7 protein-coding genes are annotated in these 13,278 nt (G+C 65.9%); 3 read left to right on the top strand and 4 right to left on the bottom strand.

Annotated elements, in window-relative coordinates:
- Positions 1 to 125: 125 nt before the first annotated feature.
- Positions 126 to 3,890, top strand: coding sequence for a DUF3376 domain-containing protein (locus ACFTR6_RS14340; RefSeq protein WP_377958387.1), 3,765 nt, complete (start codon positions 126 to 128; stop codon positions 3,888 to 3,890).
- Here the strand turns inward: ACFTR6_RS14340 and ACFTR6_RS14335 are convergent.
- Together ACFTR6_RS14335 and ACFTR6_RS14330 are read right to left on the bottom strand one after the other, a co-directional pair.
- The gene (locus ACFTR6_RS14335; protein ID WP_377958386.1) at positions 3,840 to 5,696 is read right to left on the bottom strand and encodes a DNA/RNA non-specific endonuclease; all 1,857 of its coding nucleotides are present in this window, start codon (positions 5,694 to 5,696) and stop codon (positions 3,840 to 3,842) included. The two genes, ACFTR6_RS14340 and ACFTR6_RS14335, sit on opposite strands and share 51 nt — an antisense overlap.
- On the bottom strand, positions 5,693 to 6,727 hold the full coding sequence (locus tag ACFTR6_RS14330) for a hypothetical protein (RefSeq protein ID WP_377958385.1): 1,035 nt from the start codon (positions 6,725 to 6,727) through the stop codon (positions 5,693 to 5,695). The genes ACFTR6_RS14335 and ACFTR6_RS14330 overlap by 4 nt, the downstream gene beginning before the upstream one ends.
- A 238-nt stretch (positions 6,728 to 6,965) precedes the next feature.
- Here ACFTR6_RS14330 and ACFTR6_RS14325 point away from each other — a divergent pair, with 238 nt between their 5' ends.
- Positions 6,966 to 7,598 carry a hypothetical protein gene (locus tag ACFTR6_RS14325; protein WP_377958384.1) on the top strand — a complete coding sequence of 211 codons (633 nt, stop codon included), beginning with the start codon at positions 6,966 to 6,968 and terminating at the stop codon, positions 7,596 to 7,598.
- A gap of 11 nt (positions 7,599 to 7,609) precedes the next feature.
- On the opposite strand, the gene ggt is transcribed toward ACFTR6_RS14325, so the two are convergent.
- Both ggt and ACFTR6_RS14315 read right to left on the bottom strand, forming a co-directional pair.
- Positions 7,610 to 9,436, bottom strand: coding sequence for a gamma-glutamyltransferase (gene ggt / locus ACFTR6_RS14320; RefSeq protein WP_377958383.1), 1,827 nt, complete (start codon positions 9,434 to 9,436; stop codon positions 7,610 to 7,612).
- Between the two features lie 98 nt (positions 9,437 to 9,534).
- Positions 9,535 to 10,776, bottom strand: coding sequence for an MFS transporter (locus ACFTR6_RS14315; protein ID WP_377958455.1), 1,242 nt, complete (start codon positions 10,774 to 10,776; stop codon positions 9,535 to 9,537).
- Positions 10,777 to 10,971: 195 nt separating this feature from the next.
- Here ACFTR6_RS14315 and ACFTR6_RS14310 point away from each other — a divergent pair, with 195 nt between their 5' ends.
- On the top strand, positions 10,972 to 13,125 hold the full coding sequence (locus ACFTR6_RS14310) for a glycogen debranching N-terminal domain-containing protein (protein ID WP_377958382.1): 2,154 nt from the start codon (positions 10,972 to 10,974) through the stop codon (positions 13,123 to 13,125).
- The last annotated feature ends 153 nt before the right edge of the window (positions 13,126 to 13,278 follow it).

The following is a 13,278-nucleotide window of genomic DNA, read 5'->3' as shown; positions in this document are numbered from 1 at the left end:
GACAAGCGGCTGCATCACATCTGGGGCAAGCTGCCGGGAGAACGCGGGACCAGTCCGCAGCTGCGTCACGGCCCGGTCCGTTCGGTCCGGACCTGCCCCAGTCCGTGGCCGTGGCGCTCGCCCGCATGCGCCAGAACCCCGCTGATCCGGAGCTCCTCCACGACGTCGCGGCAGCCATCGATGCCGCTGCCGGCAAAGATCCGGATTTCCGTCAGGCCGTGGAGGAATTCGTCAGGGGGAGGCAACGCCCGCCACGAGTACAGCTGCGGGTCCTCGGCCCGGACCAGACACCGGAGGCCTCGGGGCTCCAACCGGCGTTCGGGCGGACGCTGAGAATTGCGCTTGCGATGCGCGGAGGGGTCAGCCTCGCAGTCTGGATCGGCGGTTGCGTGGCCGAACTGGACATTCTCCGGCGCCTGCGGATCTGCATTCCGGATCGCGCCGACGCGCGGGACAGGCCGGATCTCACCGCGTTCTACCTCAGTGGCACCGAGGGACTCGCAGAAAATCCCGCAGCCGCCCACATTCTCCGTCGGGCCACGGCCTATTCGACGCTGCTCGCGGAGACCCGCTACGACAGGGTGGAAATCGACATCCTGGCAGGCGCCAGCGCCGGCGGGCTGAACTGCATCCTCTATTCGGTGGCACAGATGGTCGGGGCTGCACCCGACGAAGACATATTGGAGACCTGGCAACGTGACGGCGGTCTCCAGGAGCTCATGCGGCCGCCCGGTCTCCGAAAGGTCAACTCCATCCTGCAAGGCGACGAGTACTTTTTCCCGGGAATCCTGCGCGCGCTGGAACGGATCCATGCCTCCGACCGCCGTCACCAGGCCCTGATTCCAGAGCACCTCACGATTGACCTGTCGGCCACTATTCTGGACAGCGAGGTCTCACGAAACCCTGACGTGCAGGAGGGGCGGGGAAGCTTCCACTTTGAAGGTCGCCATGCGGCGTCGGCCGCATCCGGCAACGGCCCGGTCCTCGAAAACAGGATCCCGGTACGGAACGACTTCGCCGGTGGCAGCGGACCGGGCGCCGCGGGCACGGGCCGTGCGGCCGCGCTGCCTCCCGAAGTCTCCGCGGACCTGGCGCGGCTCGCCTATGCCGCGCGGTCGACGTCGTCGTTTCCCGGCGCCTTTGAACCGGCAACGATCTTTTCCATGGAAGGCCCTCAAACCCTGCAGCCTTCGCCGGGGAAACCCAACATGCGGCATGCCTTCGGATCACACCGGTCATCGTCCGACATCCCTGGGGAAGCCGTATTCCATGTGGTGGACGGCGGCGTGTTTGACAACATTCCCATAGGCAGGGCGCTGACCGCAGCAAGGGGCCGGGTGTCCCAGCGCCCGGCGCACAGGGCGCTTCTGTATCTTGACCCTGACAGCGTCGGAGATTCCCTGCCCACAAGCCGCAGCGAGAACCTGTCACGCTTCCTCAATGCCGTCGGGGCGTCCGCCTTGCGGCTAAAGCGCAGGGAGTCCCTTGACTCCGAGGTCAAGGAATACGTCGACTACGTGAACGCCTTATCTTTGAACCTCGGCCGGTCGGAAGCCCTGGCCGCCGTGCTGTCCGACCGGTGGTCCACGGAGATCGCCGTGGACAGGCGCCGGGCCTACGTCCGCTACCGTGCCTCGGCGGACGTGGATCTGCTCACCCAGGTGCTGACCAGGCCTGACGAGTGGCAGGTTGCCTCCACGGTCACCGACCGGCGCAACTTCCGTGCACTCGGCAGCGACGAGCTCAGCGGGCTGGATTCGAGGATCATCCAAAAGTACCGGGATATTTCCCGGCAGGACGAGGAGGGGACAGCATTCCGACTGCTCACAAGTGACGCCCAGGCGTTGCTCGATGCCGCACAATGCTCCTTCTCGTGGCTCCGGCGCATGGAATCGGAATCATTTCCGAAGGAGTTGACGGACAGCATCGCATCCTTCGATGCACTTCGCACCGGCATATACGGAGTGATCAACAGTGCCGTGATCTTGCGGGACCAAGCCATCTGGGCAGTCCTCGAAAAATCAACGGACTGCGCCGAAAGTGTTCGTCATGAAAAAATCATGGCGGCATGGTTGTCTGCGGCGGAAACGAACCAGCCGAGCCGCATGCAATGTTGGGCTGCGTTGCAGTCGCATTTCGAAGTGCTGGTCCGCTACAGCGCAGACCTCACCGACAGGGCCGCGGACGCCGGCAGCCATCCGGAGCTGCGCGAATGGACAGAATCGCCCTGGCCCGACCTGACCCGGATCGCCCTCTTAAGTGCACCCGATTGCGGGTTCACAATCCACGACCTGGCCCCTTGCCTCGCCGCCGCCGGCATCCCGCCGGTGGTTGCGAGGATACGGTACTGGCGGATAGGGAGCGACGAACGGCCCGCCCACGCCTGCGATTACTCGTTGCTGAAAGACGGCGAGCGCCGAGGCGCGGTGGCATTCGCCCTCAAGAACCCAAACCTGTCACCTCGTGACCTGAGGGACTTGCTAAACCCGGATGCCGCCAGCCTTTCCTCCCGTTTCAAGCTTGCTGGCAACACGATGGCCAATTTCAGCGGGTTCCTGTCCAGGGACTGGCGCGAAAACGACTGGTGGTGGGGTCGCTTGGACGCAGCCGCCGGCATTTCGCGTTTTTTGGAGACGGTGGCCGTGGACCAGAACCCACGAATCCCGGAACTGGACGGGGACCAGGAATTATTCGACGGGTCCACGGCAGAAGCGCCCAGAGGTTCCCGGAACCGCGTCACCTGGCTCCAGGACCAGCTCACGGACCAATGGTTTGGCCTGCAGGCCGCGGCTCCCGAAGATCGGCGGAAGGCGCGGCAGTCCATCCGCGCCGGCGCCGATAGCCCGTCAGACCTTGGCGCCTCCTACCGGATGATGCTCATGTCGCGGGGGCTGCGCGTACTCTGGCGGGCGCGCCCGGACGGCAACCTTCCCACCGCCTTGGGCAGCTGGCTGCTCCATGTCCTGCTGGTTCCCCTGTTCGCAGTCCTGCCGGCGATCGTCCACCCGGCCCGGCTGGCGTTCATTCTGGGTTTTGGTGATGCTTCCCTCTGGGTTCTGGCACGTCCGGAGAACGCGGTCTTTGGCGCACAGCCGTTCCTTCTTTATCTGGGGCTGGTCCTGCCTGGCCTGATTTTCCTGGCACTCGCTTTCGTGGCGCTCGCCGATGGGCACCGCCGCTGGCGTCCCGTCCTTGAGGTCCTCTCTGGTGACCGGCTTTTAGCCACGGAGTACCGCGGTCACCAGCGTTCCGCGGCTCGAAAAGCCATGGCGGGTCCGGTGGCCGTCATCCTGCTGCTGGTGCCCCTGGGGCTGGCGGCCAGCCAGGCGAGGCAATTGATGGTGGTTGTCTGCCTGGTCTTCATGGGCATACTCACGGTCGCGACGCGGAAGTGGGCCATGTCGGTGCCGGCACCCGTGCACGGAAAGCATCCCGCACTGGACTGGGGACTGGCGTGCACCGGTCTCCTGCTGGCCGTTGCCGTGCCGCTCGTCACGGAACTGCTGCATTGGTCCGCGGCACGGGACTGGCAGTCCCTGGCGGTTCTGGCTGGCAGTCTGCTGGTTCTGTCCCTGGTGCTCACCTGTGACTGGCTGACTGCAGTGGGCACCCTGCTGACCGGCCTCGCCGCCTCGGCCGGCGGAATTCTTGCCGCTTGGGGCGTCTGGGTTTTGCTCGCTACCCTCCGCCAGTCCGAACGCACCATCCTCTGCCTTTTCGCCGCATTCGTGGCCTGGGGACTGGCGGTCTGGTGGATGCCCGAGATCACGCGGATGCTCAGGCACCGGTCGGATGCCGTGGTTACGGTCCCCCGACCCAAAGGCCCCAGCGCCGAGGTGTCACCACCGGATGTCCCCGGGCCGGTCCAGCGGGTCCCTGGCCTGCAGTGACTCCGGTGCCGTGAATGTGTCGGCGTTGCGCAGGTTTTCCGGGAATACCAACCGCGTACGCTCCTGAATTTCCCTGACAGCGACCTGAAATACCCGGAATTCATCAAGCTCCAGTGCTTCGAGCTGATTGAGGTTCTGGGTCAGCAGGAAGGCGCGTCCCTGCAACTGGCCATCCTCTACGAAGGCGACGATCTTCCAGTACTCCCTCGGCAAGGGGACACCCCGGTATATGCGGTCATTCGCCTGGAACACCGGACCGCCAAAGACGCTGACCCTCAGATCCTGGACGTCGACGTCGGCGAATACGGCGTCTTCAATGCGCCCCCACACCCCTTTTCTGGCGCTCTGGTTGAAGTCCTCCAATTGCGGCGTGATGTTGGTGAAGAAGAACGAGTCCTTGTTGGCCTGTTCTGCCTCCGTGAGATCGCCCCACAGCAGGTCTGCACGGCGCGCCAGGTGGCCCCGGTCCAGGCGGTTGTCGCTGTAGAGTTCATCCCCGCACTGGAACCTGCCCGGGATCCTCGGGTCCTTCGTGAAGCTAAGCGACTTTCGTGGGATCCTCTTCAATGCCCCGCCGTCGATGTTCCAGCCGACCCACCGGGCGAACCGGCGGCCCGCACTCATGACAAGCGAGAAGTGGGTGTAGGGAATTATGTCCGAGCCGTCCAGCGGCACCGCGTCCCCCTGAAGCGAGGCATCGAGGGTTGGCGGGTCGAGCCGGACGCCCAGGAAGGAGGGGTCATAACCCACGGCCACCGCTTCGGCGATTGCCCTGGAATCCGGCCGCACCAGCGTAATTCCGAGTTTCTCGAAGACGGATTGCGGCAGGCAGGCAAGGGCGTGCTCGTCCACGCTGGTCCCGGTTTCTCCCGCGAAGTGCAGCCCCGCAAGGACATTTCCGGGGGTTCCGTCGGCGTTCTTGAAGAGCCAGGCTGCACCGGAGTCACCGCCCCGGCTGATCTCCCCGTCCTCCGGCAGGTTCTGCTCATCCAGGCCAATCTCAAAGCCGCCTATCGCCTGCTCACCCGCGGCTCCATAGTGCAGTTTCGCGATCACGTCGACACGGCGGACCACGCCATGCGTCAGGCCGGTGGTGCGGCCGCTCTTCAAGACCTTGTCGCCGATTTCCGGTTCTCCCAGTTCCCGCGGTGCGGCGCCGACACCGAGGATTTCCGGATTGACGGTACGGCCCTCGATCGTGGCTACCGCGCAATCCCCCGCCACACCGAGGTGCGAGCGCTTAAGAACCCCGAGCCGGTTCCGGTCGACTCTGTTGTCATCGTACGGTCCGGGCTGCACCACCACGTCCCCCAATGCCCCACAGGTCCCGTGCAGCACATGCCAGTTGCTCAGCACGAGCGGTTCACCGTCAGTCTTGTCGTAGACAATGCAACCGATCGTTCCTGCTGTGCCCTGATAATGGGCGACGCTGACCCCGGGCAGCACGGGGTCAACCCGCACCTTCGCGGCAGGCGGCTCGGCTTCGGCCACAATGCGGAAACCCGGCCGGTAGCTGCGCTCGATCACATCGGTGGGAACGGCTACCCCGTCGATGATGATCTCACCGGGAATCGGCACCGTACCGAGTGCCTCAAGCTCATCAGGTGCCGCTTTCCGGTCGACAGTGAACTGCAAGGCGAGCTCACCGGTTGGACTGCCCTCACTCATCTTGTACCCGACCCCGATGGAAGAGATATTGGGGTCTTTGAGATACTCCGCTCCCCGGGTCCTGATGAACTGCCGCAGCGACTTCCTGGTCTCTTCCTCCGCCCCGCTTTTCCTGCTGGCAGACTCCTGGCCGGTCATCGCCCCACTCCCTCACCTTTTCCCGAAAGGGCGTGCAGCAGTTCCAGCGCGCGGTCCCGGTACTCCCCGCCGGCCGCTTCTACTGTCTCCGGAGAACTTCCTGCACCATCCATGGCCGCCAGGGCTGCTTCGGCACGCTCCTGAAGGTCTCCCAGCCGTTCGGCAGCGTGCGGGTACAGCAGCGCCAGGCCCCGGCGGTCCCCGGCCGAGAGATCCTTGCCGTTCCCGGTGGGCGCGCAACTGCTCGGACTGGACTTGTAGAAAAAGTCAGGAAAGCTGTACAGCATCACCGAATCGGAGTCGAACGGCCCGGCAACCACAGCGGGATCCTCCACGGTTCGCAGATTGTGGTCCACCTTCGCCCGGGGCCAGTTGTTTGGCGGGCCTGCAAGGTAGGTGTAAATGCCGGGGCGGCGTCCGGCCGCGTCCGGAATGAAAACCCCTTTGGCGTTCGTGGTGGGCGCGTAGTCCTGATCGTCATCCCACCTGAACTCCGCCTCGCAGGAGCCCCGCATGTTCTGGTGGGAGTGGTGGAACGCCAGCGCATGCAGGAATTCGTGCCTGACGGTGCCTTCCCACCTTTCGGGCCGCTCCGTCGTGAATCCGCCAAGATTCAGGCTCCGCTGGTTCGGCCGTCCGCCCACCGGCCCTGCCGGAGGGCCGATGGTGCTGTCGGTGCTGTCGGTGCCGACCAGGGAAAAGTAGCCGCCCATGTTGAACCCGACCCGGATCTCCGCCGCATGGAAAGTGTCGTTCTCGTGCCAGCGCCGGTAGTTTCCGGCGGCGTCCACGCCGAAGTCCAGTTCCAGGTTGCAGGCGTCACTAATCTGCCTGGTGGCCCCTGCCACATCTGCATGGAGTGCGGTGTCTCCGTCAAGGAAAGCTACCCGCACGGCGGAGCCTGGTTGCCAGCGGGCCAGGTCGGAGACGAGAAATTCCAGGGCAGTGTCGCTGCCCGCCATCTGGCTCCGCCATGCGTTCCGGTCCGCGATGGAGGCAAGTACCTCGTCGGGAAGTGATTCAAGTTCCATGGCCAACCTTCCACTGCACTGCTTCCAGCCGCTCCCGGGGACGTGACGGGCGGGCACGCACAGGAGCAGGACAATAACTTAGGCCCGCAACCATTACTGCAGCGTTACAGTCCTGCCGGCGGCAGCCGCAGACACCCCGGACCGGCGAGCGTCGTTGATCTGGCGCGGGTGGCTTTTTGGCTGGAGTATTGGGATTAATCACCTTCGTGCCTGGTGCTGGATTCGAGGGGAGACCGACATGAGCGAGGAAAAACCCAACAGCTGGTGGGGCACGCTGCCGGGGCTGATGACTGCCGCCGCTGCTGTGATCACCGCGCTGACCGGACTTCTTATCGGGCTGGGCCAGCTAGGCGTGTTCGACGCCGGGAGGTCTGGCAGCGTGTCGGGTCCGCCGACCGCCGTCGGGCCTTCACAGCCAGGGGCTGCAACCCAATCCGGCAATTCGCCCCGGAACGGCAATTCACAACAGAGCGGCAGCCCGGCTGCAGACCCCGGCATTCCACCCGACGGAAGCCCCGGATGGACAGTTACCCTGCCGGATCAGCGCAAATACCGCTCTGGCGACGTAGAGTATGAGCTGCTTCGGGCGCAGGCCCGGCCTGATGCCGACGGGAAGATCACCCTGACGTTCTCCGTGCGGTGCACCAATTACGGCCGGTATGACCTCAACTTCTGGGATTCCACGTTCCGCCTCAACGTGGCAGGGATCAGCACCGCCCCCGACTCCGGACTGAACGAACTGGTCGCGGGCGACGCAAGCAAGGCGGGTGATGTCACCTTCACGGTTCCGGCCTCCACGCGTGAAGCGGCACTGCGCATCAAGTTCCTGGGGGGCGAGAGCACAGTCAAGGTGCTTGTGGCCTCGCCCTGACAGGAACGGCCTTACCTTGAGGGTGTCACCACCATGGCGGAGCCTCCGCCGCGCCTGACCGGCTCGGCTGCGGCGACCATGCGTCCGTCGGACTTGAACTCGATGGCCGTGGCTGCGCCGATCTCGGCTGCCGAGGTGAACGCATCTCCGGACGGTGTGAACACGTGGCCGAACGGCATCAGCCGCTTCTCGTACTTCGCGATGAAGCCAGGCTCCGCGGTGACGTTGGCCGAGTTCCGCTGCGCCGCCCGCGGAGCCGCAATGGCATCGGGGATGCTCATGCCCAGGTCCACCCTGTTCAGGATCGTCTGGAGAACGGTGGTGATAATCGTCGAACCGCCGGGGGAACCGAGTGCCAGGAACGGCTCGCCGTCTTCGAGGACAATCGTCGGCGACATCGAGGACCGCGGGCGCTTGTTGGGCTCAATCCGGTTCGGGTCCTTGGGGTCGTACACCGTGGAGAAGTCCGTCAGCTCGTTGTTGAGCAGGAACCCGCGGTCGGGGACCACAATGCCTGAGCCGCCGGTCTGCTCGATCGTGAGGGTGTACTCGACGACGTTGCCCCACTTGTCCGCGACCGTCAGGTTGGTAGTGGAGATGTTCTCGGTGTCCTTCTCACTGGCGGGGGCCGCCGCAATAGCCGGGCACGCGCCGTCGTAATTGGCCACGTCGCCGGGAGCCACCGGCTTCACGGCTGCAACTTTCGGGTTGATCTCGCACGAGCGTTCCTTGCCGAACAGCGGGTCGGTCAGGGCATCGGTGGGAACATCGACGAACGCCGGATCGCCGACGTACTTGCCGCGGTCCGCAAAGGCGAGCGAGCTCGCCTCAAGGTAATGGTGCAGCGCGCTCGGCGCGGACATCCCGGAAAGGTCGAACGGCTCAAGAATGTTCAGCGCCTCGCCCACCGTGGTGCCGCCGCTGCTCGACGGCGCCATGCCGTAGACGTCCAGGCCGCGGTATTCCACATGGGTGGGCGCCTGGTCCAGGGCGACGTATTTGGCGAGGTCAGCCGTGGTCAGGTGCCCCGCCGGGACGGGCAGCTTGGTGGTTGCGGTCTTCGGCGGAGCCTGGACAGTATCTGCCATCTCCTTCGCGAGGTCCCCGTGATAGAAGGCGCGGGTTCCCTTGTCAGCGAGCAGCCGGTAGGTGGCCGCAAGGTCCGGGTTCCGGAAGATGCTGTCGACGGCGGGTGCGTCACCACCGGGGAGGAATAGCTCGCTGGTGGAGGTGAACGCCTCGAAGCGGAGCTTGTTGTCGAGGGTCTGCTGGCGGAACGTCTCGTCCACTACAAAACCGCGGTCCGCCACTTCGATGGCAGGCTCGAGGACGTCATCGAGGTCCTTGGTTCCCCAGTGGTACAGCGCGCGCTCCCAGGTGGCCGGTGTGCCGGGCACGCCCACGGAGACGCCGCTGGTGACGAGCTCCGGGGTGAAGTTGTAGGGCTTGCCGGTCTTCGGATCGATGAAGGCGTCGCGCGGCATGGCGGCGGGCGCTGTCTCGCGGCCGTCGATGGTGCTCACGTGGCCGGTGTGTGCGCTGTAGAACAGGAAGTAGCCTCCGCCGCCGATGCCGGCGCTGTACGGCTCGGTCACGCCGAGGGTGGCTGCAGCGGCCACGGCTGCGTCTGCAGCGTTGCCTCCGCTGCGGAGGATGTCGATGGCCGCGGCGGATGCCTCCGGGTCAACGGTGCTCACTGCCCCGCCGTACCCGGTGGCGGTCGCGGTCTTTTCTGTGACCCGCTCATCAGCGAACGCGGGAGTGGCGGCGGCCCCCGCCGTCACACTCAACGCCAGTGCAGTGGTGACGGCAGCTGTTCGGCTTCTCAGGTATGACATGGTCGCTCCCGGGTTCGTGTAGTGCGGGTGGACGGTAATGTCACGCTACTCCGCCGCGGAAGGACACTCAACGGCGAAAACATTCGCCGGAAGCGGACTCAGCGGGCGTGCGATTCATCCGCGGCGGCACCCTGACGGCGGCTGGCATACAGGAACGGCACGGCGAGTATCTGGAGCACGCCGCTGACCGCCAGCGACGCCGGGTAGCCGTACACGTCGGCGGTCCGCCCCAGCAGCGGCTGCACCACCACGCCGCCGCTCGACCCCATGAGGGACGCGAAACTGAGCACCGTCGCCCGCTGCCTGGACTCGATCATGTCATTGAGGTAAGCCTGCCCCACGGGAGTCCCCACCTCGGCCACGAGGGCCCACAGAGCCAGCAGCACCAGGGCCACCCAGAACTCCCGGGTGAAGCCGAGCGCCACCAGGATCACCGCGCTCCCCGCTCCGCTGAGGATCAGTACCGTGGTGCGCTTGCGGACCAGGCGCCGGACGCGCGGTGCCAGCCAGCCGCCAAGAATCTCCGCCCCGGCAACGATGGCCGCCGCAAGGCCCGCGATGGCGTACGCGCCGCGGTCGCCGAACAGCTCAAGCAGGAACGGCTGCAGGGCATAGAAAACATAAATCCCGACGCCGGCCGTAAACGGCGCGGACAGCATCACGTAGCGCACGGGCGGATTTTTCAGGCCCTTCTCAATGGAGGCCGCCAGCACGGCCCGCGTCGCCCGAAGGGGATGCGCTGAGCGTTCGGGGGTGAAGCCGACGTCGTGCATCAGCCACAGGGCCACCGTGAACATCGCCATCAGCACGCCTACCCGCAGCAGGAAAGGCACACCCAGGTCCGTGGCCTGGGCGATCACGCCGCCGGCGACAGACCCGATGAGCATGGCGGTGCCGGACACCATCTGGCCGCGCCCGAGCACCGTCTCCAGCGCGCCGTCGTACCCGGAGAAGTGCAGCGCATCCACCAGCCAGGCCTCCACCGCGCCGGAGAAGAAAGTGAAGCCCAGGCCCAGCAGCACGGACACCACCGCCCACGACCAGAACGGCGCGGAGAGTTGCCACAGAAAATAGTAGAGGAGCGTCGAGACGGACAGCGTGGCGGTGCCGAGCAGGAAGGAAACCCGGCGGCCCCAGCCGTCGGCCACCACTCCGGTGGGCACCTCGAAAATGACCATCCCGGCGGTGAAGAACGCGTTCGCGGCAAAGGCTTCGAGGTTGGAGAGCCCGGCGTCGAGCAGGAAGAGCGTGTTGATGCCCCAGATGAAGGAGGCCGCAAGGGTATTTCCCAGCGTCAACGTCAGGTAGATGCGCTGCACCTTGCGGGCTGCCGGGTTCATCGCCCCGCTGTCCGTCCCGGCGCGAAGTTGGGGCACGCACCCATTCTCTCCGTGTTTACGGAGGGCCGCCAGAGACCCTTTTATCGCCGCCCGTTCGGGCGTAGCGTCGTGCCCAAGGGAGTTGGCGGCAGCCTGGTAGTGCGGCTCCGGTCCGCACGGCGCCGCTTTCTTCTTGAGCCGTCGAAGGAGGCGGGAATGGCTGCTGGCTGGAATGCTGATACGGCTGCCGGCCCTGTAGGAACGGGCACGGTCACCCTGGTGGAAGGCTCGTCCTTCTGCATTTCCTTGGCGAACGGGGATATCCATCCGGAGCATCCGCACGGGGTCTTTCATGAGGACACCCGGATCCTGTCCCGCTGGAACCTGTCCGTGAACGGCCAGCCCCTGGAGCCGCTGACGGCGGAGACCAAGGAGCCTTACCGGGCCCTGTTCATCGGCCGAGTCCCCCGCTCTGACGGGTACGCGGACAGTCCCCTGATCGTCGAACGGCTGCGGGAGGTGGGCGCCGGCATCCTCGAGGAGATCACCATCCGGAACTACTCCGCGGAGGCCACCGAATGCGTCGTTTCCCTCACCGTTGAATCTGATTTCGCGGACCTTTTTGAGGTGAAGGAAGCACGTGTCCAGCGGCGCTGGGAGGAGTCCCGCCAGCCCGAGGGCGACTCCCTGGTGATCAGGGCCAGTTGGCAGAATCTGGTGAAGGGCGTCGTCGTTGATGCCCGCGGCGCCGAGGTCACCTCAGATTCCGTCACTTACCGGACAGTGGTCCCTGCCCGCGGCGAATGGAGCTGGCGGGTAAGCGTGGCGCCTGCCGCCGACGGCGGCGGGGTCCCGCCGTCGTCCTTGGTCCGCCCGGTCGGCGAGGTGTCATCGAGCGACCGCCGCCGGCAGGAATGGGTGGCCAAAATTCCCAAGCTGCACATGGGCAACCGCTCCATAGAAAGGACCTTGCGCCGCAGCTATGATGACCTGGGCGCGCTCCGGATCGAGGACCCGGCGCATCCCGAGCGGATTGTCGTGGCTGCGGGGGCGCCCTGGTTCATGACGCTGTTTGGCCGGGACTCGTTGTGGGCGTCGGAAATGGCGCTGCCGGTGGATCCCTCCCTGGCGCTGGGCACCCTGCAGACGCTGGCCGACCGGCAGGGCAAAGTGGTGGACCCCATGAGCGAGGAGGAGCCCGGGAAGATCCTGCACGAGGTCAGGCTGGGTGTCTCCAGCGGGCTGGCGCTGGGCGGCAAGTCCGCGTACTACGGGAGCGTCGACGCCACGCCGCAGTTCGTCATGGCGCTCGGTTCGGTCAGCCGCTGGGGATTCGGCCGGGACACCATCGCCGCGCTGCTGCCCCACGCAGACCGGGCGCTGGACTGGGTGCGGAACTACGGCGACAAGGACGGCGACGGATTCGTCGAGTATGAGCGACTCAACGACCAGGGCCTGATCAACCAGGGCTGGAAGGACTCGTGGGACGGCATCAACTTTGCCGACGGGACGCTGGCGAAGCCGCCGATCGCGCTCTGCGAAGTCCAGGCCCTGGTGTACTCGGCGTTTTTGTCCCGGGCGTGGATGGCGTACGACGCCGGCGACGCAGCTTTGGCGGCAAAGCTTACGGAGGAAGCGGCGCAGCTGAAGAAGAAATTCAACGAACAGTTCTGGCTGCCCGACCGCGGCTACTACGCTGTGGCGCTCGACCGGGACAAGCGGCCCGTTGACGCGTGCACGTCCAACATGGGGCAGTGCCTGTGGCACGGCATTGTGGATGACGACAAGCTGCCGCTGGTGGCCGAGCGCCTGATGTCGCCGGAGATGTTCAGCGGCTGGGGCGTCCGGACGCTGGGCACCGACATGGGCGCCTATAATCCCGCCAGCTACCACAACGGCTCGGTCTGGCCGCACGACAATGCCATCATCGCCGTTGGCCTGCTGCGCTACGGCTTCGTGGAGGAGGCGCAGCGGATCTCCACCGCCCTGCTGGAGGCGGCCGATTATACGGACGGCCGGCTCCCGGAACTGTTCTGCGGCTTCAGCCGGGACCAGGTCACGGAGCCGGTGCCGTATCCGACGGCGTGCTCCCCGCAGGCGTGGGCGGCCACCACACCGATCATGCTGGTGACCAGCCTCATGCGGTACGACGCGCACGTGTCCCGAGGCGGCGTGTGGATGGACCCGGTCCTGCCGGAATCCTACGGGGACCTGCATATTACGAACGCCCCCATGGGCGGCGGCCGGATCACCATCAAGGTCACGGATTCCGAACCCTCCGTGCTGGGACTCCCGGAAGGACTGACCTTCCACCGCGAGCACCGGCCCTGGCTGACGGAGCTGATGGCGGAGGCCGGGCTGGGAAAGTAGGGGCCGCCGTCGTTCCTTGGGAGCCGTTCTTCGGGCGCGGTTCTCGGGGCGCGGCGGGCTAGGAGACTGCTGAACTAGGGGCTTTTTGAGGGGTTGGGCGGGTGCGTGAGCGCTTTGCCCGGCTTCTCAGGCATGTGCGGGTGGTCGGAGCGG

The organism is Arthrobacter sp. NPDC057009 (assembly GCF_042673905.1).
Lineage (GTDB): Bacteria > Actinomycetota > Actinomycetes > Actinomycetales > Micrococcaceae > Arthrobacter.
The sequence above is the reverse complement of the archived record's forward strand: the minus strand, read 5'-3'. Positions and strand labels throughout refer to the sequence as shown.